Here is a 22,740-nt window from a genome sequence, read left to right as displayed (position 1 = left end):
GGGTCAGATCAGTCCTTCTGCCAGGGGACCCAGCGCGAGTACGGGGAAGTAGGTGAGGGCCGTGACGATGACGATCACACCGACGAGGAGGCCGATGAACAGCGGCCGATGAGTCGGGAGCGTGCCCGCCGTCGCCGGGACGCGATCCTGCGCGGCGAACGAGCCGGCGAGGGCGAGGACGAGCACGATCGGCACGAAGCGACCGAGCAGCATCGCGACGCCGAGAGCCGTGTTGAGCCACGGGGTGTTCGCCGTGAGCCCGGCGAACGCGGAGCCGTTGTTGTTCGCCGCCGAGGTGAACGCGTACAGCACCTCGCTGAAGCCGTGGATGCCGGGATTCCAGATCGAGGTCGACGTGACGTCCTCGCGGACTCCGGGGATCGCGAAGCTGAGCGCGGTGCCGGTGAGGACGAGGATCGGGGTCACGAGGATGTAGATGCTCGCGAGCTTGATCTCGCGCGGACCGATCTTCTTGCCGAGGTACTCGGGGGTGCGACCCACGAGAAGGCCGGCGATGAAGACCGCGATGACGGCCATCACGAGGATGCCGTAAAGCCCGGACCCGACGCCGCCGGGAGCCAGCTCGCCGAGCATCATGTTGAGCATCGGCATCATCCCGCCGAGCGCTGTGTACGAGTCGTGCATCGAATCGACGGCACCGGTCGAGGTGAGGGTGCTGGTCGAGCCGAAGATCGTGGACCCCACGATGCCGAATCGCGCTTCCTTGCCCTCCATCGCCGCCCCTGCGAGCTGCGGCGCTGTGCCGCGACCGCCGAGTTCGAAGGCGGTCAGGGCGAGCGTCGAGGCGAGGAACAGCACGCCCATCGCACCGAGGATCGCGTAGCCCTGGCGCTTGTCGCCGAGCATCGTGCCGAACGTCCGCGGCAGCGAGAACGGGATGACGAGCATGAGGACGATCTCGAAGAGGTTCGTCCAGCCGGTCGGGTTCTCGAACGGGTGGGCCGAGTTCGCGTTGAAGAAGCCTCCGCCGTTGGTCCCGAGCAGCTTGATCGCTTCCTGCGACGCGACGGGGCCGCCGGGGATGCTCTGGGTCGTCCCGGCGACGGTCGTGACGTCGATGAAGCCGGCGACGTTCTGGATGACGCCGCCCGCGAGCAGCACGATCGCCGCGATCACCGAGAGGGGCAGGAGCAGGCGGAAGGTGCCGCGGGTCAGGTCGACCCAGAAGTTGCCGATCGTGCCGCTGAGACGGAACGCGAGACCGCGGACGAGGGCGACGGCGACGGCGAGACCGACGGCGGCCGACACGAAGTTCTGCACCGCGAGGGCGGCGAACTGCACCGTGTAGCCGAGGGTCACCTCGGGCGAGTACGACTGCCAGTTCGTGTTGGTCACGAACGACACCGCGGTGTTGAACGAGAGCGCCTCGCTGGGAGCGGGCAGCCCGAGCGACCAGGGCAGCCACTGCTGAATGCGCTGCAGCCCGAAGACGAGGAGCACTCCGATCGCCGAGAACGCGAGGACGCTGCGGGCGTAGGCCTGCCAGGTCTGTCCGGATGCCGGGTCGACACCGATCAGCCGGTACAGGCCGCGTTCCGCCGCGGCATCCTTCGGCGCACTGTAGACCCACGCCATGTAGTCACCGAGCGGGCGATAGGCGACCGCGAGGATGAGGACGAGCGTGGCGAGGGTGAGGACTGCGGGGAGCCACGCCATCAGAACTTCTCCGGCTTCACGAGAGCGACGAAGAGATAGGCGAGGACGGCGACGCCCAGCACGGCGGCGCCGATGTCGAAGGCGCTCACAGCCGGTCCACCGCCTTGGCGAACAGACCGATGATCACGAACAGGGCGAGGACGCCCAGGACGTAGACGATGTCGAGCACGAGTGAGGCTCCGTTTCGAGGACCGCAGGCCCTGCAGGGGCCGTCACGCCGACGTGGCGCATCCCCGATGGAACACCCCGGCCGAGGCCGCTCCCCCGGTCCTCACGGAATCCATACGCCCCCGAGCGCGCTCCTCACGGGATCCTCATGCGTGCCCGTCCGGATCGCGGCTCAGTGCAGATCGGCGTCGGCGACGCCCCGCCGCCAGGCGGCGAACGGCACCGTCAGCCCCGCACGGGAGGGAGCGCACACGAAGGGCCCGGCGGACGCTTCGAGGTCCGCCGCGAACGGGACGACCCGCACGAGCCGCAGCTCCTCTCCCGCCGCGCCCGCACGCACTGTGAGCGCGGTCCCGTCCCGGCTGACCCGCACGGTGATGCGTCGACCGCTCCAGTCGGGGACGGGCGCGAGCGACCAGTCCGACATCCCGTCCGTCACGACCGCTCCGAGCTGCAGCGCGCCGTCGGCGTACTCGATCCCCGCCTTGACCCAGCGGGCGTCGTCGACGCGGACGAACAGCCCCGCCTGGTCGAACTGCGCTTCGAAGGGGATCTCGAACTCGACCTCCATCGCGGATCCGTCCGGCAGCGGTGCGACCAGAGCGTGCTCCGTGTCGTGCACGAAGCCGTAGGAGGTGAGCCGCCAGGCATCGCTTCCCTCGGCGGCGGTGACGAGCAGCATCCCGTCCCGTTCCTCGGCGGCCACCGGCGGTGTCGTCCACGTGCCTTCGGACCAGTCGACGGATGCGGCGGCGCGGACGATCTCGCTCATCCCGCCAGGCTAGCGGTGCGGCTCAGCCGAGGCGGATGCCGGCCGAATCCCGCGCGCGGACGGCGACCTCGAGCACCGCCGCGCTGTGATCGAGCCGACGGTCGCGCTCGTCGGGATCGGGCTCGTCGATCATGCGGGCGAAGGCGCGGAACTCCGCCACCATCCGGTGCGGTTCGTCGTCGAGCGCGAATCGCTCGTGGGTCCCGTCGCGCAGCTGCAGCTCGACGGCGGCGATCTCGTTGGGCGGACCGTCGAACACCATCACGCCGTCGACCCCCTGGATCTTGGTGCGGGAGGGGCCCGGCGAGTCCTTCGCGCACACGCAGACCGCCGTGAGGTCGCCGTAGCCGAGGACTGCCACCCCCGACGTGTCGACGCCGCGCTCCATGCGGGGCGTGTACCCGACAGTGTCGGGAGCGCCCAGCAGGCCGATGACGAGGTGCAGCGTGTAGATACCGAGGTCCGTCAGGGCCCCGCCGCCCGCCGCCGGATCGAAGGCCGGCGCGATCGTTCCGGCGCGGAACGCGTCGTAGCGGGACGAGTACTGCGAGTACTCGCACTGCACGAGTCGCAGGTCGCCGAGACGAGGCAGGTTCTCGCGCATCCAGACCATGCTCGCGAGGTACTGGTTGTTGATCGCTTCGACGAGGATGAGCCCCCGCTCGGCTGCCAGGGCGCGGAGCTCCGCGAGCTCCTCGGTCCGCAAGACGAACGGCTTCTCGCAGATCACGTGCTTGCCCGCCCGCAGCGCACGGCGGGCGACGTCCGCGTGCAGCACGTTCGGGAGCGCGATCCACACGGTGTCGACACGGCTGTCGGCGAGGCACTCGTCGAGGTCGGTGAAGACGAGGGGGATGCCGTGGGCCGCCGCCAGCTCGTCGAGCTTGCCGCGGCTGGACTCGCGTCCGACGATCGCCCCGAGGGTCAGGCCGGGGACGCCGGAGGCGTGGGGAAGGAACTCGGCGACGATCTTCCCCGCCCCGACGACGGCGAGCTTCACGTCAGACGGCCAGCCCGATGGCCAGGAGCACGACCCCGATGAGAGGCGCGGTGAGCTGGATCAGCGCCGCACGCGCCTTCGATCGGTCGGACAGCAGCAGGACCAGACCCGCGGCGAGCATCGAGCCCGCGCCGACGAACACGAGGGTCGCGCCGACGGCCGTTGCTCCGGTGGCGACGAAGACGATGCCGAGGAACACGGCGATCGCGAGGAACAGGTTGTAGAAGCCCTGATTGAACGCGAAGGGCTTCGTGATGTCGACCGTCGCGTCGGTCGTGCCGAAGGTGCGCCGCGCTGCGGGCCCGGTCCACGCGATCGACTCGAGGAAGAAGATGTAGACGTGAATGGCGGCGCCGAGCGCCGCGAACACCAACCCGGCGATGATCATGGCGTCATCTTCGCAGATGACGGTCGCGGATGCCGCCTGCCGCGTCAAGCGACGGGGCGGAGGCCGCGAGCAGAGCCCGCGCCGGAAGCGGGTCGGTGATCCCCGCCGGCTCCGCGCCTGCCCCGGGCGACCCGACGAAGGCCAGCACGACGGGCTCGCCCGCTCGATCATGGACGATGCGGCCGGCGTAGTGCGGCGCGGCGAGCAGCAGGCTCGCATCGTCGACCGCGGCGTCCCGGGGCACGGCATCCGCTCGGACGATCCAGACACCCTCGGTCCCACCCGTCGTCCGCGGGGCGCTGAAGAGGAGGACGGAAACACCGTCGACCTCCGCCACTTGGAAGACCTCGAGGTGAGCGAACGTCCGCGACGGATCGTTGAGCGGGGGCTGAACCGTCCACGTGTCAAGGTCCGGCGACCAGGCGTGCCCGACGACGCCACCGGCGGTCATCGTCCCGGCTGCGCCGCGGGCGGTGATCAGCATGTGCCAGCCGTCGCCGGCGGGGTCGCGGAACACCCACGGGTCGCGCCACGCTTCCTCGTGCCACGCGGTGTCGCCGAGCTTCTCGTAGTACTCCTCCGCTGCCCGCAGGACGAAACCGTCGCGCTTGTCCCATCGGTGCAGATCGGCGGAGGTGGCCATCCCGATCGACTCGACGTTGCGAGCCGACCCCTGCTCGAGGAAGACCGACCCGGTGTAGAACATCCGCCAGAGTCCGTCGTCGCCCCGGATGACGGATCCCGTCCAGGTGGCGGTCGCATCGAAGTCGCCGGGTGCGCCTGGGCCGAGCACCTCGCCGTGGTCGGTCCATACGGCGAGATCCGTCGACGTCGCGTGGCCGATGCGCGCGTGCCGGTGGCGCAGCTCCGGATCACCCAGCGACTTTGGCGCGCGCAGGTAGAAGAGATGGAACATCTCCCCGTCGTCGGCCACCCAGAAGTCCCACACCCAATGGGTGTCCAGCGCGAAGGCCATCTCAGCCCTTGAGCGAGCCCTGCAGCAGCGCCGAGACGAAGTGCCGCTGGAAGACGAGGAAGATGATCAGCGTCGGCGTCAGGATGAGAAGGGACCCGGCGCACAGCAGCGGGATGTCGGTCCCGTACTGGCCCTGGAAAGCTCCCAGTGCGCCCGCCATCGTCCGCTTCTCGGGGTCGTTGACGAGCACGATCGCGAGCAGGAACTGGTTCCAGGTCCACAGGAACAGCAGGATCGCGAGCGAGGACAGCGCCGGCACCGACAGCGGGATGTGGATGCGCCAGAAGAGCTGCCACGTCGTTGCACCGTCCATACGGGCGGCCTCGGAGAGGTCCTGCGGCATCGTGATGAAGTGCGCGCGCATCCACATGACCGCGAACGGCATGAACAGGCCGATGAGGGGCAGGATGATCGCCCACCGGGTGTTCAGCAGACCCATCTCGCGGATCTGGAAGTAGAGCGGCGTGATGATCCCCTCGAACGGCAGGGTCAGGCCGAGGATGAAGGCGACGAACACGATCCGGCCGCCCGCGGGGCGCAGCTGACCGAGGGCGAACCCGGCGAGCGTCGCGAAGAGGACCGCCGCGGGGACAACCGCGATCTCGATGAGGAAGCTCGAGCCCAGGAGCGCCGCCATGTTCGCGGATTGGAAGGCGGTGACGAAGTTGTCCCACCGCGGCTCGGCCGGCCACTCCAGACCGCTCGGGTACGTCCCAGGCGCGTGGAGCGCCGTCACGAACAGGCTGATGAACGGCATGACGGTGACGAGCATCAGGACGACCAGCAGGATGCGGCCGACCCACTTCTCACGGGCGCGGACGATCACGATTCTTTCCCTCGGAGGATGCGCTGGAGCGGCAGGACGATGAGCAGGACGAGGGCCATGAGGACGATGGCGAACGCCGACGCCGTGCCGACCTCGCGCTGGTAGAACGCGAGGTAGAAGATCTGGAGGCCGGGGACGAGCGTGCTGTCGCCGGGACCGCCCTGCGTCGCGATGTAGATGATGTCGAAGCTGGCGAGCGCCGCGATGACGGTGACCGTGACGCAGACGGCGACCTCCTGGCGGACGCCGGGCAGCGTCACGCTGAAGAACTCTCGGAGGGGTCCGGCGCCGTCGATGCGCGCCGCTTCGTAGAGGGCGGGGTCGATCTTCGTCATGCCCGCGAGGATCAGGACGAGGCAGAGCCCCACTTGGACCCACGCCCCGATGACGCCGACGGCCGGGAGCGCGGTCGAGAAGTCGCCGAGCCAGGCGCGTGTCACCTCGCCGAGGCCGAAGAGCCGGAGGAACTGGTTGACCACGCCGTTGGTCGACAGCTGCCAGCTCCACATGATGCCGGCCGCGACGAGCGGGATGACCTGCGGCAGGAAGAGGACGGTGCGCGAGATACCGGCCAGTCGGCTCGCGGCGATCGCGCGGATCATGTTGGCCGCGATCAGCGCGATGCCGACGGGGATGACGCTGAAGTAGATGATCAGCTCGAAGGCGTTGAGGATCGCGCCGGTGAGCTTGGGGTTGCTGAACACCTCGACGTAGTTGGCGAATCCGACCCACGTGGCGGGGCCGATCCCGTTCCAGTCGTAGAACGAGTACTGCGCCGACAGCGCGATGGGGCGCAGCACGAAGAAGACGTAGAAGCCTGCAGCGGGCAGCACCAGAAGGTACGCCGCGAGACTCGCCCGGAGCTTGCGCCGGCGGCGGCGCTGCGCCGCCGCCGGGTCGAGCGCTGCTGCGCCGGTGGCGACCACCGGCGCAGCAGCGGGAGGAGCAGAGACCATCACTCAGTTCCCGATTTGGCTTTCGTAGTCCGACTGCACCGACGACAGGAGCCCTTCCGGGGTCTGCTCACCGGCGACCAGCTTCTGCAGGTTCGGCGTCCAGCTCTGCGCGTAGATGGCACCGGTCGCGTTGGCGATGAAGTCCATCGCGCCGTTTGCCTTGCTGAGCTCCGCCCCGGCCGCGAGGGTCGCGGCGGTCGTGGAGCCCTCCTCGACAGGGGGCATGAACGCGTCGGCAGGGCCCATCGGGTGCGAGCCGCCGACCTCGACGCCGATCGTGCGTGCCTTCTCGTTGGTCGCGGTCCAGTTGAGGAAGAACGCGGCGCAGTCGGGGTGCTCGGCCGTCGCAGCGACTCCGAAGGTCAGCGGAGCCGACATCGCGCCGATCTGACCGCCCTCTTCACGCGGGGGCATGAGGAAGAACCCGGCCTCACCCGGCATCTGGGTGTCGAGGTTGCCCGACTCCCAGTCGCCGTCGAACATGAAGAGGGACTCGCCGCCGATGAAGCGGCTCATCATCTGCGAGTAGTCGAGCGAGTTGATGTCATCGGCGAAGAAGCCCTCGTCGATCCACTTCTTGAGGTGCTTCGCGGCCTCGAGGTTCTCGGGGGTGTCGATCGTCGCGTCCGGCTGCTGGAAGATCCAGTCGTTGATCTTGGCGGGGTCGCCGTACGAGGCCATCAGCGCCTGCAGGGGGAAGGCGAGACCGCCCGTGGCGCCGCCGTTGAACTGGGTGATCGGCGTGATACCGGCATCCTTCGCAGCCTTCAGGTCCGCGTCGAACTCATCGAGCGTCTTCGGCGCCTCGGTCATGCCGATCTTCTTGGCGAGGGTCTTGTTGTAGAAGACGCCCGTCATCGAATAGTTGAGACCGAGCGCATACAGCGGCCCGTTGCCGCGACGGCCGTCAGCGTCCACACGCAGCTGCTGCAGCTGCGAGGCTGGCCAGTCCGTCCACCCGAACGCCTCTGCGTACGGGTCGAGGTTCAGGAGCAGACCGTCCTTGGCGAGTTCGGACATCTGCGGCAGACGCATGAGGTCCGGCGGCGAGTCCTGCAGGACGCGCGGCGCGTTCTGGGTGATGACGGCGAACTGGTCCTCGCGGATGTCGAAGGTCACGTTCGGGAACTGCTTCGTGAACTCGGCGGTCAGGTCCTTCGGGAGGGGGAACCCGGTCTCGAAGTACCCGCTGAGGACGACGTCCTCGTCACCGCACGTCGGTCCGTTCGCGCCGAAATCGGCCGTGGAGGATGCCTGCGGTGCGGCGGTTCCGCCGGGAGGGGCGCATGCGGTGACGGCCACCGCGAGCGAGGTGAGGACCCCGGCGAGGATCAGCGGGCGAAGGGGGCGCTGTGTGAGGCGAGACATCACTGTCTCCTTTCGGAAAACCACGGTGTTCGGGACCGAGGCTCCGTGGAGTCTCGGTGCTAAATCGCGTTAGCAAGGTCATGATGCGTCACGTCACCGCACCGTGTCAATGGGCGCCGCCCGGGGATCACCGCGGCCGGACGGTCGATCTCGACACCCCGTTAGGATCGCGGGAGACAGGAGGCCCACGTGACGAAGAACCGGGTGACGCTCGCCGACGTCGCCCGCGCCGCAGGGATGTCGCGGACGACGGCGTCGCTCGTCCTGTCGGGGCGCGGCGACGAGATGCGGATCGCGGAAGCCTCGCAGGAGCGCGTGCGCCTCGTCGCCGCCGAGCTCGGCTACCGGCCCAACATGATCTCGGCCGGACTGCGCAGCGGGACGAGCCGGACGCTGGGGTTCATCTCGGACTCGGTCGCCACGTCCCAGCTCGCGGGCGACATGATCAAGGGCGCGCTCGAAGGAGCCCGCCGGCACGGGCACATGCTCTTCATCGGCGAGTACGAGGGCGACGAGTCCGAGGGAGAACGCCTCGTCCACGCGATGCTCGATCGCCAGGTCGACGGCGTGATCATGGCGTCGATGTTCACCCGGAAGCGGTCCGTCCCGGCGGCCCTCGCCAACCGGAACGTCGTCCTGCTCAACACCCTCCCCGACGGGCCCACGAACCACGCGCACGCGATCCTGCCGGACGAACTGGATGCCGGTCGTCGCGCGGCGCGTCTGTTGCTCGATCGCGGCCATCGCGACATCCACCTCATCGGCGCCGGCCCGACGACGGCGGAGGTCCCCCGCGAGACGGTGGCGGGACGCGAGCGGCTGGAGGGGATCCTCGCGGAACTCGCCACGGCGGGCGTCTCGCCCGCATCGGGACGCATGCTGAGCATCTGGCTGCCCGTCGATGGATGGAAGGCGACCGCGGACCTCATCTCCTCGGGTGTGCGCTCGGGTGCGATCATCGCGTTCAACGACCGCATCGCCTTCGGCGCATACCAGGCGATCGCGGAAGCGGGCCTCACGGTGCCGGACGACTTCTCGATCGTCTCCTTCGACGACCATCAGCTGGCGAGCTGGGTCCACCCGGGTCTCACGACGTTCGCGATCCCCCATTTCGAGCTGGGGCTCCACTCGGTCGAGACGCTGTTGACGACGTCGCCTGATGCCCCCACCTCGGTCGAGCGGATCGCGATGCCCCTGCGCAGCCGCGGATCCGTGCGCGCCGTGTCGGCCGGCGACTGAACGGGCTGCGACCCGCGAGATCGGCTATTCTCTCGGCTAACGCGATTTAGCACCGGGGTGCTCACATCGCGTCGAGGAGACCACATGGAGCAATGGAGCCCCCGCGCGACCGGCGCCCTGCCTGCGCGACCGCCCTTCGATCCCGACATCCGGCGAGCGCTCGTCGAACGGGACGACGTCGTGACGGGCCTCGCGCCCGAGGACATCCCCGCCCTCCGCGCGAGTGCCGTCCAGCCGCCGAGGGACGCGTGGACCCTCGGCGGCCGATTCGACGATCGCGAGGTCGAGACCGTAGCCGCCGACGGCGCCGGTGTGCACCTCGTCGTCCTCACCCCCGCGGACCGCCGCGGACCGTTCCCGGTGCTCCTGCACGTCCACGGGGGCGGGATGATCGTCGGCAGCGCCTACGACGTGCTCCCCGACCTCGGCATCCCGGCTCTCGAGCTCGGTCTCGCCATCGTCTCCGTCGAGTACCGGCTCGCCCCCGAGCACCCCTACCCGGCAGCCCTCGACGACGTCTTCGCCGGCTGGGAGTGGATCATCCGGGAAGGGGCGGCGTACGGGCTCGATCCCGCCCGCATCATCGTCCAGGGGGTGAGCGCCGGAGGCGGCCTCGCCGCCGGCGCGGTCCTGCTCGCCCGAGACCGCGGCGGGCCCGCGGCGCTCGGCCAGATGCTCGTCTACCCGATGCTCGATCACCGCAACGACTCGGCATCCTCCCACCAGATGGACGGCGTCGGCGCCTGGGACCGTCGCGCGAACGCGACCGGCTGGGCGGCCTATCTCGGGCGCATGGACCGGGACACCGTGCCGGTGTACGCCTCCCCCGCTCTCGCCGAGGACCTCGGAGGACTCCCGCCGACCTTCCTCGACGTCGGTTCGGCCGAGACCTTCCGCGACGAGGACGTGGACTACGCCCGCCGCATCTGGGCGGCGGGCGGCGACGCGGAACTCCACGTCTGGCCGGGCGGGGCGCATGCCTTCGACGCCCTGTCCCCCGACGCCGCCCTGTCGCGCGATGCGCGCGATGCCCGAGTGAGGTGGCTGCGGCGCCTGCTCGCGCGGTGAGCAGCGGCATCCGGCACCGCGGAACGGGGAAGTGATCAGCTGCCGGGGACCAGAACCCGGTCGATCGTGTGCATGACGCCGTTCGACGCCGGGATGTTGATGGCGCGGAGCACGAGCTTGGGGTTCTTCAGCTCGGGCGACTCATCGCGCAGGACGATGCCGCGCGGCTTGATCGTGCCGCCGTTCGCCATGTCGATCGACCGCGCGAAGAGCACCTTCAGGGGCGACAGCTTCTTGCCTGCGACCACGTGATACAGCAGCACGTCGCTGATCTCCTCCGTGGTGAAGGTCGAGGTGATGGCCTCGAGCGCCGCCTGCTCGGAGGCGGGTGCCGTCCCCGTCAGGTCCGTCACGAGCCGCTCGAAGGCACGGTCGTTCGGGGCGAACACCGTGAACGTCGCCTTCGTGTCGTCGAGGGTCTTGTCCAGACCGGTCGCGACCAGCGCCTGCACGAGGATGTCGTAATCCGACCCGTTCGCGTCGGGGGTGCCGCCGCCGGATGCCGCGACGGCGACGTCGACGATCGTCCCGGTCGACTTCGGTGCCTGGTGCGCGGATGCGGGGGATGCCGTCAGTGCGAGCGCACCCGCGACCACGGTGGCGAGCGCGATTCCCAGCTTCTTGTTCATCACGTTGCTCCTTCGATGAGAAGGGTGACGCCCGGCGGACGTGCCGGGCGCCACTGATGTATTCCGCCCGAGTCGCGCCTGCGGATGCACCTGGCGGGAATCACCGAACGACGAGCCTGACGACCCGCGCCGCGAGGGACGGATCGTCCGTGCCGACCTCGAGAACGCCGTCCGCGCTCGACCAGGTCGAGTCCCACGCCGACCCGGCGTCCGGGAAGAGCACCTCGAGATCGAGGTCGACACCGGCGAATGCGGGCAGGGGGATCCGAACCGTCGGCGGAGCGCCCTCCTGCCGCCACAGCGTCAGGACGGTCACGGCCGAGTCGCGGAGCGCCAGAGCCTGCCAGGGCTCGTTTCGCTGATCCAGACCCAGCGGCCATGACGGTGTCGCGGCGCGGATGAACGGCCGGAGGTCCTTGTGGACGCGGACGGCTGCGGCGACGAGTGCGGTCTGCTCGTCGTCGAGCCGGTCGAGGAAGCCGGAGAGGTAGAACCTGCCGAGGATGCCCGTCGCCAGCGTGAACGCCGTCTTCTCGAGGGACATGTCCGCGGCGGGGTACGCCCAGTTCGCCGCCTGCTCGGGAAGCATCGAGAACGGGGCGGATGCCGCGATCGCCGAGTAGTACTCCGCCTCCTGCTGGTCGCTCGTGGACTGCAGCTGCGTCACGCCGAGGAGCGCCCAATCGGCACGCATCGCTCCGGAGCCGCAGTTCTCCAGCGTGACGCCGGGGTGACGGTCCAGGACGCCGGCGAGCCAACCGACGTGCGCGCGGTTGGCGGCGAGCAGACCCGCACCCGAGCTGTCGGCATCGCGATCGGTGCCGAGGCTCATGTTCACGTTGTAGTCGAGCTTGAAATAGGTGATCCCGAACTCGCCCACCAGCCGGTCGACCACCTCGTCGAGGTGCTGCCGGGCGGCGGGGTGACGCAGATCCAGGTGCAGCCGCTCGCTTTCGACTCGCGGCTGCGATCGGAACTGGAAGAACGCTTCCGGGGGGAGCGTCTTCGCGAGAGGCGAGTCGACGCCGACGAACTCGGGCTCGAGCCAGATCCCGGGTCGCATACCGCGCTCGCGAATGCGATCGAAGACGACGCCCATGCCATCGCGGAACCGGACGTCGGACGGTGTCCACTCGCCGACCGTCGTCCACCAGTCATCGTCGTCGGCGTACCACCCGGCATCCATCACGAAGGTCTCGGCGCCGGCATCGGCTGCGGCGTCGATGAGAGGGAGCAGCTTCTCGGTCGTCGGGTCGCCCATGAGCGTGTTCATGTAGTCGTTGTAGACGACCGGGAGTTCGACGTTGTCGGGATGCGGTCTGCGGCTGAGGCGGCGGAGGCCGGTCATCGCCCCGATAGCCTCATCGAGGTCGCGTCCGACGGCGAGCGAGACGGGCACCGTCGTGAAGCTCTCGGCGGGCTCGAGGACGGCGATCCAATGATGGTCGTCGTCGGTGGGGCCACCGAGGGCGAGGGAGGTGCCCTGGGCATTCTCGGCGAGATCGAACCGCCACCCGCCGTTGTGCTCGATCTGCCACGTCAGCGCCGAACCGTCGGCGGTGTTCCACGCAGCGCCGGCGGGAAGGTAGGTCCCCGTCGACCAGGTACCGGACGAGGCGAACGTGACGTGGCCCCGACTGCCGATGTCCCGGTAGCTCAATCCCAGATCCTCGAGGCCCGCAGTCCGCAACGGGGCGACGCTCCACCGGGACTCGCCCATCCAGTCGTTCCGGGCCGTGGCGAGGGTGAACGCATCCGGCATGGCCTCACCACTCGGCCCGAGCGAGAGGTGCAGGGCGAGGCTCGCCACCGACGTCAGTGTGCGTGCACCACGGGCGTCCGGAGCGTTCGTCACGGTCACCGTCGAGCGCAGCGCCGCCCCGCGCGGAGGGATGCTGATGCGCAGGACGGCCTCGATGCCGCGGCCCTCGACGAGGCCGAGACGTTGCGCCGGGCCGTCGACCTCTTCAGACGTCGTCAGAACCAGCTCCGTCCACCCGCGGTCTCGCTCGTGGATCTCGTGGCCGACATAGCGAAGACGGCCGCTGAGTTCCCCGTACGTGATCCGCGTGGTCGACGGGGCGTGACCCGAGTCGGTCGTGACGATCTCGATGAGCGGCTGCCCCGGGGGGATGTCAGCCGTGGCACCCCTCGGACCGCAGCGGAGGAGCCGGGGCGCCGCATCCTCTTCTGCGACGATGACGACCTCGATGTCCGGGTTGCCGGTCTCGATTCGAGTGCTCACGAGGATGCCTCCAGTCGCCGCCCGGGTGAATACATATGACCGGACATATTGTCATGCCAACTCTAGGACGTCACCCGAACAGCGGCGCCACCGGAACGTCGAGATTCGCGCCGCCTCGGTACCGCGCGGCGATGTGGCTGGTGGGCAGCAGCGGCCCGCGGTCGAACAGCCGCTCGCGCAGCGTCGGACCGCCCTCCCGCAATCGGCCGCGTCGACGCAGCTCGGGTACGACGAGCTCGGCGAAATCGCGGGCGGTGTCGAAGGAGTGGTACTGCCGGAGGTTGATGCCGTCGATGCCGTCCTCGTCGAGCCACCGCTCGATCTCGTCGGCGACGACCGTGGGCGTCCCCGCGACGAAGAAGCGCCCTTCGCGGCCTGTCGCGATCCCGTCGAGGAGCTCGCCGATCGTGGTGTCGGGACCCGCCGTCGGCACGGAATTCGCGGCGACACCCACCTCGGCCAGGGCATCGCCGACGAGGGTCTCGCGAGGGAACGCGGTCGGGTCGAACGGGAATCCGGCGTGGGCGAGGATGCCGTCGACGCTCGTGTTCTCGCGGTAGGTCCGCCACTTGTCGGCCGCCTCCTCCTCGGTGCGACCGACGACGACTCCCGCCTGCACGATGAAGCGCAAGTCGTCCGCTTCGCGGCCGTGCCGGGCGGCTGCGGAGCGCATCTGCTCGACGTTGCGGATGAAGTCCGCCGTCGTGCGCCCGCCCGTGAAGACCAGTTCCGCGTGGCGTCCGGCGAACTCGATGCCGGCGGGCGACCCCGTGGCCTGATAGAGCACGGGGGTCCGCTGCGGCGACGGCTGGCTCAGGTGGGGACCCGCGACACGGAAGTTCTCGCCCACGTGGTCGATGTATCGGACCTTGGACGGATCCGTGTACGTGCGGGTCGCGGCATCCGCGATGACCGCGTCGTCGTCCCAGGAGCCCTCCCAGAGTTTGTAGACGACGTCCAGGAACTCGTCGGCGATCGCGTAGCGGCGGTCGTGCGGGATCTCATCCGCCAGACCGAAGTTGCGAGCGGCGTTCGGCAGGTACGAGGTCACGATGTTCCAGCCCACCCGGCCCCGGGTGAGGTGGTCGAGGGTGGACATGCGGCGCGCGAACGAGAACGGCGGCTCGTAACTCGTCGAGAAGGTGACGCCGAATCCGAGACGCTCCGTCACGGCGGCCATCGCGGGGATGACCAGCAGCGGATCGTTCGACGGGATCTGCAGCCCCTCGCGGATCGCGGTCTCGGGCCCGCCCCGGAACACGTCGTACGCACCGACGACGTCAGCGAGGAAGACCCCGTCGAACCCGCCGTGCTCGAGGATCTGCGCAAGCTCGAGCCAATAGGAGATGTCGTTGATGCGGTGCCGGTTGTTGCCCGGCAATGACCACAGCCCGTGGGTGATGTGGCTCACCGTGTTCATCTCGAACAGGTTGAGGATGAGCTTCTTGGGCTCCGCCATGCGGGTCCTTTCTCGGCGTGCGTCTTCAGGGACGGCTCAGGCTTCGCCCGTGCTCCACCACCCGGGTACGGGCGTGTCGTTGAGCAGGAGGTCGCCGAGAGCGCGCGCCTTGTAGGCGACGGGGTTGTGGGATGCCAGGGTCCGAGCATTCCGCCAGTGTCGGTCGAGTGCGAGGTCGGCGTCGACGGCGCTCGCGCCCCCGACCTCGAAGAGCAGGGTGGCAGCCTCGAGTACGGCGGGGAGTACCACGAGCTGCGCGCGGGCGGTGGCCGCCTCGACGGGGGCGATCACTTCGCGCAGGGCCTCGCCCGAGAGACCGGCCGACTGAGCGGCGACCGATGCGTCGAGCCCGGCGACAGCGGCGGCGAGAGCGGCATCCGCCGTGAAAGAGAGTGCCGACAGCCGACCGATCGTCTCCTGGACGAGCGGATCCTCGCGGGCCGTCGCGGCCGCGGCATGGCTATAGGTCCGGGTGCGCTTCTGCACGAAGGCGACCGCATCATCGACGATCGCGCGCCCGATTCCCGCGGCGGCGGCCAGCAGGACGAGCTGGACGAATGCCCCGCCGTGCGACGGGCCGCCGATGACGCGGCGGGCGACGGCATCCTCGTCGACGACGACCGATCGGAAGACCGTGGTCCCGCTGCCGGTGAGACGCTGCCCGAACCCACGCCAATCGTCGACGACGTCGACGCCCTCAGCCGTGGTCGGCACGAGCGCTGCGACGAGCGCGCCCTCGTCGTCCTGCGCGGCGACCGAGACGAGATCGGCGAAGAGGGTACCGGTGCTGTAGTACTTCGTGCCGTCGAGTCTCAGGCCGCCGTCCGACGCCGTCAGCGTCGTGGACAGGGCACCGACCTTGGCTGCGGAGCGCTCGTGAGTGGCGTTGCCGATGATGGCCCCGTCCGCGACGAGGCCGAGCCTCCGGGAACGCTCACCGGACGGCGGCGCGAGGACCGTCCGATCGACGAACGAGAAGTGGGAGCGGAGCAGCTGCGCGAGGTTCGGATCGCGCCGTGCCAGTTCGGCGAGCAGGGCGAACAGCACCGACGGCGGCTCACCGCCGCCCCCGAACTCCTCCGGCACCGTCACCCGGGTGAATCCCGCGTCTCGGAGCAGGGCGACCTCCTCGTGCGGCAGCCTCCGCGAGAGTTCGCGGGCGACGGCATCCCGGCCTACCTCGTCGAAGACGGGTGCGAAGCGTGCGACGGCGTCGGTGATGCGGGTCATGCGAGCGCAGCCTCGGCGGGCCGTGAGGCCTCGGCTCCCGGCGCCTGCCGCTCCGGCAGGGTCCCAGTGAGTGCCACCTGACCGAGCGCACGCGTGCGCTGGATCACCGGGTTGTGGGACGCGATCGTGCGGACGTTGCGCCAGTGCCGGTCGAGTCCGCGGCCCGCGCCGACAGCCGACGCGCCCCCGACCTCGAAGAGGCGGGTCGTGGCGTCGAGGACGAGCCGGGGTACGAGCTCCTGCAGCCGGAAGACCTCGAACTGGATCTCGCGCATCTCCGCCGCGCTCGCACGACGGTCGGATGCCGCGCCGAGGGCCGCTGCGACCGAGAGCACCAGCCGTCGCGTCGTCGCCGCCACGACGTCGAGCTCGCCCACGACGAGCTGCACGAGTGGGTCTTCGCGCGGGAGGGTCTCGCCCGCGAACCCGAAGGTCCGCCGCCGCGGGACCACGAAGTCGACGGCGTCGTCGAGGGCGCGTTGCGCGATGCCGGCGACGACGGCGAGCAGGGTGAGTTGAAGGATCGACCCGAGGTGGTGCCCGCGCGCGTCGGCGCCCTCTTCGGGCGAGACGAGAATGCCGCCCTTCCCCACCGGCGCGCGGTCGAACACCGTCGTCCCGCTGCCTGTCAGCAGCTGCCCGAATCCGTCCCAGTCGTCGGTCGATCGGACGCCCGGATGATGAGCCGACACCGTGACGGCCACCCGCTCGTCGCCGTCGAGGGCAGCCAGGTGTATCCAGTCCGCGTAGATGCTGCCGGTCGTGTAGTACTTCGTCCCCGACAGCAACGGCTCCCCGCTCGTTCGGTCGATCCGGGTCTCGAGGTGCGCGGTGTCGTGCCGTTCGGACTGGGCGTTGCCCACGAAGTCCCCTCCGAGGATCCGCGCGAACCACGGCTCCGCCTGCGCGGCCGGCAGCAGCCGGAGCGACTCGACGAAGGCGAGGTGCCCGCGCCAGACGTGGCCGAGGCTCGCATCCGCCGCAGACAGTCGGATGAGGCGGGCGAACTGCTCCTCCAACGGGATGGGCGACCCACCGAATGCTTCCGGCACCCGCCACGTGCCGAAGCCGATCTCGCGCAGTTCGGCCAGTTCCGCGGTCAAGAGACGCCGCTCGCGCTCGCGCTGTGGCGCGTCGACCGCGACGCGGGCGAGGAAGTCGTCGAAGCGCCCGGTCACCGGTGCATCACCTTCCGCGCGACCGTGTTGCCGAGCAGTTGCGCGAGCTGGACGAGGACGATGAGGGCGAGGACGACGATGCCGACCGAGATCCAGTCGAAGCGCTGGTACCCGTAGTTCATGGCGAGCGACCCGAGCCCGCCGCCGCCGAGCACCCCCGCGACCGCTGTCGCGTCGACGAGCGCGACCAGGATGTAGGTGAGCCCGAGGGTGAGCGGGCCGAGCGCTTCGGGTACGACGATGGTGAACAGCACGCGGGCGGGGCTCGCACCCATCGCGGCGCCCGCCTCGATCGATCCCGGGCTGACGGCGACGAGGTTCGACTCCGACACCCGGGCGATGGCGACGCACGCGACGATGATCAGCGGGATGGTCTGCGGCAGCGGGCCGAGGCCGGTACCGAAGAGGAAGCGCGTCAGGGGGATCAGGGCGATGGCCACGATGAGGAACGGGATGGGCCGGATCACGTTGATGATCAGGTTCAGCACCGAGAAGATCACGCGGTTCTGCAGCAGGTTGCCGGGCCTGCTCGCGTAGAGCAGGAGGCCGAGGAGCACACCGATGACGGCGGCGCCTGCGAATGCCACCACCACCATGAGACCGGTCTCGCCGATCGCATTCCAGAAGCGGGGGAAGAATGCGGCCGGATCGAACTCACGCATGGACGACCTCCTTCGGAGCCCTATCGGCCCCGGGTATCTCGGAGACGGTGGCCGTCCGCCGAAGCCCCTCGATCGCGGCATCCACTGCGGCATCCGTTCCGAGCAGTTCCACCGTCAGACTGCCGAACAGGCGTCCCTGAAGCTCGTCGACGCCGCCGAAGACCACGTTGACGTCCACGTCGTGTTCGCGGGCGACCCGCGAGAGGAACGGGTGGTTGGTGTCCCGGTCCTCGACGTGCAGCTGAACCAGCCGACCGTGATGGACGGCGCGTATCTTCTGCAGCGCCGCAGCCGACGGCAGGTGGTGTAGCACCGACGACACGAACCGCTGGGTCGTGGGATGCCGCGGCGAGGAGAAGACGTCGTAGATCGACCCGTGCTCGACCACCTCCCCGTTCTCCATGACCGCGACCTTGTCTGCGAGTTCACGCACCACGTCGATCTCGTGCGTGACGAGGAGGATCGTGACTCCGTACTCCTCATTCACACGCCGCAGGAGATTCAGAACCTCCCCCGTCGTCTGCGGGTCGAGTGCGCTCGTCGCCTCGTCGGAGATGAGGACGTCGGGCCGGGTGGCCAGCGCGCGGGCGATGCCGACGCGTTGCTTCTGGCCGCCCGACAGCTGCGACGGGTACGCCAGGGCCTTGTCGGTGAGGCCGACGAAACGCAGCAGCTCCTCGACGCGATCGAGGGTCTCCGCCTCGGACAGGCCCGCGAGTCGCAACGGATACGCGATGTTCTTGTAGACGTTCCGCGACTCGAGCAGGTTGAACTGTTGGAAGACCATCCCGATGCGCTGCCGGGCCGCGTAGAGCTCGCGCCCCCGCAGGGCCGAGATCTCGCGACCGTCGACGACCACCCGGCCGCTCGTCGGCCGCTCCAGCGCATTCACGGTGCGCAGCAGCGTCGACTTGCCGGCGCCCGAGAAGCCGACGATTCCGAAGATCTCCCCCTTCTCGACCGTCAGGCTGACGTCGCGGAGGGCGTCGACCGTGCGGCCCTTCGACCTGAAGGACTTGGAGACGTTCTCGAAGGCGATGGCGGTGCTCATGGATTCCTCATCTCGGGCCGGGTGCAGTCGCGAGTAGCCGCGGTCAGTTCTTCGCGGCCTGCTTCTCGAGGTCGGCGAGCTTGGTCCGGAGCTGCTCCACCGGCACGTCAACGAGCACCACGGAGCCCTGGTTCTCTTTCTCGTTGGCGGCCGCGACGCGCTCATCGGCGTAGACGTCCTTGAGGATCTTCCACGCGGGGTTGTCCTTGTTGTCCTCGCGGGTCGCGATGACGTTGACGTAAGGCAGGTTCTGCTCGGAGAGCGCCTTGTCGAGGAAGAGCGCGTCGTCGGAGCCGATGTTCTGGCTCGGGTCGAAGTACGACGTGCCGACGACGACCGCAGCCAGGCTCGGGTCGGTGAACTGCTGAGCGATCGACGTCGCCGGGATCTCCGCGAACTGCAGCTTCTTCGGGTTGGCGGTGATGTCCTCGACCGCCGGGAAGTCGCCCTTGTCTGCCGAGAGGGTGATGAGACCGGCGGCTTCGAGGATGTTCAGCGCGCGGCCGCCGTTGGAGGGGTCGTCGGGGATGGCGATCTTCGCACCGTCGGCGATGTCGTCGAGGGACGTGGCCGTCGCGGAGAAGATCCCCCACTGCGTGATGAGCGTCGAGAAGACGGGGGTGAGGTCCGCGCCGTTCTCGGTGTTGAAGGCGCTGAGGTACAGGATGTGCTGGAAGGCGTTGGCGTCGACCGTGCCGGCGGCGAGCTCGGTGTTCGGCAGCACCCAGTCCTCGACGTTGACCCACTCAATGTTGAGGCCCTTCTCGGCGGCGACCTCCTTGACGGCGTCTTGGAACGGGCTGTCCTCGGACACGGCGATCTTGACGCTGATCGGCTTCGCGGGGGCGTCACCGCCGGACGCGGCGGCATCGGCGGGGCGGAGCGCGGGAATCAGGAGCGCGGCCCCGCCGACGATCGCGGCGATCGCCACGACGGCGATGGCGACGGTCCAGCCGATGCGGGTGCGCTTCTTGTCTCCCGCAACGGCGGCACGGAGGTCGCTGGGCGGAGTCTGGTTCTGGTCGGACATGGGGTGGTCTCCTCGGGGTGCGCTGAGCGTGGATGTTCGCTGTGACTGCGACCTTCCTAGCCCGACACCCTGTCGAGGACGACTTTCGAGACGCTCCGTGACCGGGCGTTACCTTCCTTGACGTGAACCGACGAAACGGGTCGAGATCCGATCCCGAACCGTGGTAGTCGCGTGCGCGGAGCGCTGCTACAGCGACAGATCGACCTCGAGCCGGTCGAGGAGGACCTCGAGAGCGGTGTCGAACTCCTCCGCACTGTGGTCCTCGCTCAACAGGGGTCGAAGGCGACGCACTTCGGGAGCGTCATCCAGAGACGAGCTCTGCGCGCCGTCGGCGGCGACCGGCCCGGTCTCCGCCTGACCCACGACGGTTCCACCGACGTCAGCGCCGCGGACGGCGGCCTCCAGCAGCAGCTGACCGATGAGGAAGCTGCTGAAGCCTCGATAGGCGACGACCGCCTGCTCGTCGGTGAAGCCCTGCGCCAGAAGCACCCGCAGGAAGATGTCGACGGCCTCGATGCTGCGCAGCGGCGGACGGAGCCACGGGGCTGCGGGATGCCGCGTCGCGATCAGTGGGAAGGCCCGAGGATGCGCGACGGCGATGTCGCGAACCTCGTGAGCGACGTTCTGCAGGAACGTCTGCCAGTGCGCCTCGGCCTCACGCTCCATGACGACGACGAGTTCGGCGGTCAGCTCGTCCACGATGCCTTCGAGCAGGTCCTCCTTGCCGTGAACATGACGGTAGAGCGACATCGCCTCGACGCCCAGCTCGGCCCCCAGGGCGCGCATGGAGAGCCCCGATGGGCCTTTGCGGTCGACGAGACCCAGTGCGGCCTCGATGATCACAGCGCGACTGAGCCGCGACCAGGAAGATCGGTCGATCTGATTGCTCATGGGAGCCTCCACGTCGATCCTGCCCCTTAGCACTCCCCCGTGTCTGCTTACGCCGTAAGCTTGGTGGAATGGGACGCTTGGCCTTCGGCAGCGAGACGGTCACCCTCGACGACCGCCTCCTCAGTCATCTCGAGGTCGTGATGGTGACGAAACTCCGACGACGTGAACCGTTCATCCTCACGTGGACGGTCGACCCCAGCCTCGGCAGCGGGCGCGTCTCGCGCTGGATCGGGGTGTCGACGAGCTGGGACATCCGGTATCACTCGCGTGCGACCGGGCCGCTCAATCCGGCGTGGATCGAGGCACTCATGTCGACGGCGAACTCGCCGGGCGGACTGCGGATCGTGCCCGAGCCCGATCAGGACGACGCGGCTACCGGTTGACGCCGGCGCACCCCGCGCAGTCATGAGAAAAGCCCCGGATGTCCGGGGCTTTTCTCGTGGCGGAGACGGAGGGATTTGAACCCTCGGTCCCCGTGAGGGGACTCCACCTTAGCAGGGTGGTGCACTAGGCCTGACTATGCGACGTCTCCAGGCATCCGACCGCGAACGGCGCGGACGCACCAGCCAAGCATAACGGGTGCGGGACGCCGATCCGAACCGACCGTCACTGCTGGGCGACGGTGCAGGTCACCTCGTTCGCCGACTGACCGGTGATCTGGGTCGGAAGGTCGACGGTTCCGGCCTCGCTCTGATCGGGCGCATCGGTCTTGTCGGGCGTCGCCTCTCCCGTGGCCTCGCCGGTGGCCTTCGGGGTATCGGTCGGCTTCGCACCGCCGGGCTCGCCGGCCTCACCGACGACCTCGACACCGCCGCCGCCGCTGGCTTCGCCTGTGACACGGATCGGCTTGTTCTCGGACAGTGCCGTGAACAGCACGTCCGCCGCCGACGTGACGGGCAGCACACGTCCGCCGCCGGGCGCGTAGACCGTCGGATACTGCACGAAGACGATGTCCTTGTAGGGGACGTCCGCGACGGCCATCGCGATCTGGACCATGCGCTGCGGGTTGGCGAGGGACTCGCTGAGGACCAACTGCTTCTCGTTCACCTGGCGCACGGCGGTGTTCGCGAGGTTCAGCAACGCGGGGTAGTCCGAGAGCACCGCGCCGGACTGCAGCTTGCGCACGAGCGAGCTCATGAACTGCTGCTGGTTCGAGATGCGACCCAGGTCGGAGCCGTCGCCGATGCCGTGCCGGATGCGCAGGAACTGCAGGGCCTGCGCGCCGACGAGGTTCTGCTCGCCCTTCTTCAGGTGCAGTCCCGTGTGCCGGTCGTTGATGTCGGCGCTGAGGCAGACGTTCACGCCGCCGATCGCGTCGGACATGTTGATGACGCCCGTCCACCTGATGGCGCCCGCGAACTGGATGTCGACTCCCGTCAGGGCTTCGACCGTCGCTACCGTGCAGCCGAGCCCGCCGTAGCCGTAGGAGGCGTTGATCATCTGGGCGCTCATCGCCGAGTACGAGCCGCCCTCGGGGTTCTTGCACGAGGGGATCGGCACGATCATGTCGCGCGGGAACGAGACGACGGTGACCCGGCGGGGCGCGTCGCTGATGTGCACGAGCATCGTGACGTCGTTGCGCTCGCCGCCCTCGTCGTGCGCGCATCGGGGGAAGAGCTTGAGGTCCTGCCCCTCGCACGAGTCGGTGCCGACGATGAGCATATTGACGCCGCCCTCGATCTCGCCGATGTGCGGCGGGAGGGCCTTGCCCTCATCCCCGATCGAGACGCCGTTGTCGCTCAGGCTGCGCGCGGCATCCCACACGTAGAACCCACCGATCGCCGCGGTGCTGACCAGCACCACGGCTACGACCGCGGCCAGGATCGTGAAGACCTGACGAAGCGGATGCGGAGAACTCAGCGCTCCGTGACGGGCCACGGGTTGGCGGCGGAACTTCGTCGCCTTCGCGTCTCGCCTTGCGCTCACG

At 69.1% G+C, this 22,740-nt stretch carries 22 protein-coding genes and 1 tRNA gene; 3 read left to right on the top strand and 20 right to left on the bottom strand.

Features of this window, described 5'->3' with window-relative positions:
* Positions 1–3 precede the first annotated feature (3 nt).
* The 9 genes from kdpA to ACIQLK_RS04750 all read right to left on the bottom strand — a co-directional run bounded on the left by kdpA (position 4) and on the right by ACIQLK_RS04750 (position 8,131).
* Positions 4–1,677 (bottom strand): potassium-transporting ATPase subunit KdpA, encoded by a 1,674-nt coding sequence (kdpA, locus tag ACIQLK_RS04790; protein ID WP_400363154.1) that lies wholly within the window; start codon positions 1,675–1,677, stop codon positions 4–6.
* Positions 1,677–1,766 (bottom strand): K(+)-transporting ATPase subunit F, encoded by a 90-nt coding sequence (gene kdpF / locus ACIQLK_RS04785; protein WP_400363153.1) that lies wholly within the window; start codon positions 1,764–1,766, stop codon positions 1,677–1,679. The genes kdpA and kdpF overlap by 1 nt, the downstream gene beginning before the upstream one ends.
* Positions 1,767–2,017: 251 nt before the next feature.
* On the bottom strand, positions 2,018–2,617 hold the full coding sequence (locus tag ACIQLK_RS04780) for a DUF1349 domain-containing protein (RefSeq protein ID WP_400363152.1): 600 nt from the start codon (positions 2,615–2,617) through the stop codon (positions 2,018–2,020).
* Between the two features lie 22 nt (positions 2,618–2,639).
* Complete coding sequence (locus ACIQLK_RS04775) at positions 2,640–3,617, bottom strand: Gfo/Idh/MocA family protein (RefSeq protein ID WP_400363151.1); 978 nt, start codon at positions 3,615–3,617, stop codon at positions 2,640–2,642.
* Between the two features lies 1 nt (position 3,618).
* Positions 3,619–4,005 (bottom strand): DUF1304 domain-containing protein, encoded by a 387-nt coding sequence (locus tag ACIQLK_RS04770; protein ID WP_400363150.1) that lies wholly within the window; start codon positions 4,003–4,005, stop codon positions 3,619–3,621.
* Between the two features lie 4 nt (positions 4,006–4,009).
* A complete protein-coding gene (locus ACIQLK_RS04765; RefSeq protein WP_400363149.1) occupies positions 4,010–4,981 on the bottom strand; it encodes a glycosyl hydrolase family 32 in 972 nt (323 codons plus the stop codon).
* Between the two features lies 1 nt (position 4,982).
* Entirely contained in the window at positions 4,983–5,807 is an 825-nt protein-coding gene (locus ACIQLK_RS04760; RefSeq protein WP_400363148.1) for a carbohydrate ABC transporter permease, read from the bottom strand.
* The gene (locus tag ACIQLK_RS04755) at positions 5,804–6,763 is read right to left on the bottom strand and encodes a carbohydrate ABC transporter permease (RefSeq protein WP_400363147.1); all 960 of its coding nucleotides are present in this window, start codon (positions 6,761–6,763) and stop codon (positions 5,804–5,806) included. Before ACIQLK_RS04755 ends, ACIQLK_RS04760 begins: the two co-directional genes overlap by 4 nt.
* 3 nt (positions 6,764–6,766) lie before the next feature.
* Positions 6,767–8,131, bottom strand: coding sequence for an ABC transporter substrate-binding protein (locus ACIQLK_RS04750; RefSeq protein ID WP_400363146.1), 1,365 nt, complete (start codon positions 8,129–8,131; stop codon positions 6,767–6,769).
* Between the two features lie 189 nt (positions 8,132–8,320).
* On the opposite strand from ACIQLK_RS04750, the gene ACIQLK_RS04745 reads away from it, so the two are divergent.
* Positions 8,321–9,370 (top strand): LacI family DNA-binding transcriptional regulator, encoded by a 1,050-nt coding sequence (locus tag ACIQLK_RS04745; RefSeq protein WP_400363145.1) that lies wholly within the window; start codon positions 8,321–8,323, stop codon positions 9,368–9,370.
* Positions 9,371–9,454: 84 nt separating this feature from the next.
* Positions 9,455–10,438 carry an alpha/beta hydrolase gene (locus tag ACIQLK_RS04740; RefSeq protein WP_400363144.1) on the top strand — a complete coding sequence of 328 codons (984 nt, stop codon included), beginning with the start codon at positions 9,455–9,457 and terminating at the stop codon, positions 10,436–10,438.
* A gap of 35 nt (positions 10,439–10,473) precedes the next feature.
* On the opposite strand, the gene ACIQLK_RS04735 is transcribed toward ACIQLK_RS04740, so the two are convergent.
* The 9 genes from ACIQLK_RS04735 to ACIQLK_RS04695 all read right to left on the bottom strand — a co-directional run bounded on the left by ACIQLK_RS04735 (position 10,474) and on the right by ACIQLK_RS04695 (position 20,813).
* The gene (locus tag ACIQLK_RS04735; RefSeq protein ID WP_400363143.1) at positions 10,474–11,067 is read right to left on the bottom strand and encodes a fasciclin domain-containing protein; all 594 of its coding nucleotides are present in this window, start codon (positions 11,065–11,067) and stop codon (positions 10,474–10,476) included.
* A 100-nt stretch (positions 11,068–11,167) separates the two neighbouring features.
* Entirely contained in the window at positions 11,168–13,312 is a 2,145-nt protein-coding gene (locus ACIQLK_RS04730; protein WP_400363142.1) for a glycoside hydrolase family 36 protein, read from the bottom strand.
* Positions 13,313–13,382: 70 nt separating this feature from the next.
* Entirely contained in the window at positions 13,383–14,771 is a 1,389-nt protein-coding gene (locus ACIQLK_RS04725; RefSeq protein WP_400363141.1) for an NtaA/DmoA family FMN-dependent monooxygenase, read from the bottom strand.
* Between the two features lie 36 nt (positions 14,772–14,807).
* The gene (locus ACIQLK_RS04720) at positions 14,808–16,001 is read right to left on the bottom strand and encodes an acyl-CoA dehydrogenase family protein (protein WP_400363140.1); all 1,194 of its coding nucleotides are present in this window, start codon (positions 15,999–16,001) and stop codon (positions 14,808–14,810) included.
* The gene (locus ACIQLK_RS04715; protein WP_400363139.1) at positions 15,998–17,179 is read right to left on the bottom strand and encodes a hypothetical protein; all 1,182 of its coding nucleotides are present in this window, start codon (positions 17,177–17,179) and stop codon (positions 15,998–16,000) included. The genes ACIQLK_RS04720 and ACIQLK_RS04715 overlap by 4 nt, the downstream gene beginning before the upstream one ends.
* Positions 17,176–17,841, bottom strand: a complete 666-nt coding sequence (locus ACIQLK_RS04710; RefSeq protein WP_400363138.1) for a methionine ABC transporter permease — start codon at positions 17,839–17,841, stop codon at positions 17,176–17,178. Before ACIQLK_RS04710 ends, ACIQLK_RS04715 begins: the two co-directional genes overlap by 4 nt.
* Positions 17,834–18,892 carry a methionine ABC transporter ATP-binding protein gene (locus ACIQLK_RS04705; protein WP_400363137.1) on the bottom strand — a complete coding sequence of 353 codons (1,059 nt, stop codon included), beginning with the start codon at positions 18,890–18,892 and terminating at the stop codon, positions 17,834–17,836. Before ACIQLK_RS04705 ends, ACIQLK_RS04710 begins: the two co-directional genes overlap by 8 nt.
* Positions 18,893–18,935: 43 nt before the next feature.
* Positions 18,936–19,922, bottom strand: coding sequence for a MetQ/NlpA family ABC transporter substrate-binding protein (locus ACIQLK_RS04700; protein WP_400363136.1), 987 nt, complete (start codon positions 19,920–19,922; stop codon positions 18,936–18,938).
* 186 nt (positions 19,923–20,108) lie between these two features.
* The gene (locus ACIQLK_RS04695) at positions 20,109–20,813 is read right to left on the bottom strand and encodes a TetR family transcriptional regulator (protein WP_400363135.1); all 705 of its coding nucleotides are present in this window, start codon (positions 20,811–20,813) and stop codon (positions 20,109–20,111) included.
* A gap of 68 nt (positions 20,814–20,881) precedes the next feature.
* Here ACIQLK_RS04695 and ACIQLK_RS04690 point away from each other — a divergent pair, with 68 nt between their 5' ends.
* A complete protein-coding gene (locus ACIQLK_RS04690; protein WP_400363134.1) occupies positions 20,882–21,196 on the top strand; it encodes a hypothetical protein in 315 nt (104 codons plus the stop codon).
* A 57-nt stretch (positions 21,197–21,253) separates the two neighbouring features.
* On the opposite strand, the gene ACIQLK_RS04685 is transcribed toward ACIQLK_RS04690, so the two are convergent.
* Both ACIQLK_RS04685 and ACIQLK_RS04680 read right to left on the bottom strand, forming a co-directional pair.
* A tRNA-Ser gene (locus ACIQLK_RS04685) sits at positions 21,254–21,345 on the bottom strand.
* A 74-nt stretch (positions 21,346–21,419) separates the two neighbouring features.
* Positions 21,420–22,739, bottom strand: coding sequence for an LCP family protein (locus tag ACIQLK_RS04680; protein ID WP_400363133.1), 1,320 nt, complete (start codon positions 22,737–22,739; stop codon positions 21,420–21,422).
* Between the last annotated feature and the right edge of the window lies 1 nt (position 22,740).

This window comes from Microbacterium sp. NPDC091382 (assembly GCF_044757025.1).
Lineage (GTDB): Bacteria > Actinomycetota > Actinomycetes > Actinomycetales > Microbacteriaceae > Microbacterium.
The sequence above is the reverse complement of the archived record's forward strand: the minus strand, read 5'-3'. Positions and strand labels throughout refer to the sequence as shown.

What these genes read in the sequence shown, in the direction of transcription:
- kdpA (WP_400363154.1), bottom strand. Translation starts at nt 1,677, where the DNA reads ATGGCGTGGCTCCCCGCAGTCCTCACCCTCGCCACGCTCGTCCTCATC.
- ACIQLK_RS04780 (WP_400363152.1), bottom strand. Translation starts at nt 2,617, where the DNA reads ATGAGCGAGATCGTCCGCGCCGCCGCATCCGTCGACTGGTCCGAAGGC.
- ACIQLK_RS04770 (WP_400363150.1), bottom strand. Translation starts at nt 4,005, where the DNA reads ATGATCATCGCCGGGTTGGTGTTCGCGGCGCTCGGCGCCGCCATTCAC.
- ACIQLK_RS04765 (WP_400363149.1), bottom strand. Translation starts at nt 4,981, where the DNA reads ATGGCCTTCGCGCTGGACACCCATTGGGTGTGGGACTTCTGGGTGGCC.
- ACIQLK_RS04755 (WP_400363147.1), bottom strand. Translation starts at nt 6,763, where the DNA reads ATGGTCTCTGCTCCTCCCGCTGCTGCGCCGGTGGTCGCCACCGGCGCA.
- ACIQLK_RS04750 (WP_400363146.1), bottom strand. Translation starts at nt 8,131, where the DNA reads ATGTCTCGCCTCACACAGCGCCCCCTTCGCCCGCTGATCCTCGCCGGG.
- ACIQLK_RS04740 (WP_400363144.1), top strand. Translation starts at nt 9,455, where the DNA reads ATGGAGCAATGGAGCCCCCGCGCGACCGGCGCCCTGCCTGCGCGACCG.
- ACIQLK_RS04735 (WP_400363143.1), bottom strand. Translation starts at nt 11,067, where the DNA reads ATGAACAAGAAGCTGGGAATCGCGCTCGCCACCGTGGTCGCGGGTGCG.
- ACIQLK_RS04725 (WP_400363141.1), bottom strand. Translation starts at nt 14,771, where the DNA reads ATGGCGGAGCCCAAGAAGCTCATCCTCAACCTGTTCGAGATGAACACG.
- ACIQLK_RS04720 (WP_400363140.1), bottom strand. Translation starts at nt 16,001, where the DNA reads ATGACCCGCATCACCGACGCCGTCGCACGCTTCGCACCCGTCTTCGAC.
- ACIQLK_RS04710 (WP_400363138.1), bottom strand. Translation starts at nt 17,841, where the DNA reads ATGCGTGAGTTCGATCCGGCCGCATTCTTCCCCCGCTTCTGGAATGCG.
- ACIQLK_RS04705 (WP_400363137.1), bottom strand. Translation starts at nt 18,892, where the DNA reads ATGAGCACCGCCATCGCCTTCGAGAACGTCTCCAAGTCCTTCAGGTCG.
- ACIQLK_RS04700 (WP_400363136.1), bottom strand. Translation starts at nt 19,922, where the DNA reads ATGTCCGACCAGAACCAGACTCCGCCCAGCGACCTCCGTGCCGCCGTT.
- ACIQLK_RS04695 (WP_400363135.1), bottom strand. Translation starts at nt 20,813, where the DNA reads ATGAGCAATCAGATCGACCGATCTTCCTGGTCGCGGCTCAGTCGCGCT.
- ACIQLK_RS04690 (WP_400363134.1), top strand. Translation starts at nt 20,882, where the DNA reads ATGGGACGCTTGGCCTTCGGCAGCGAGACGGTCACCCTCGACGACCGC.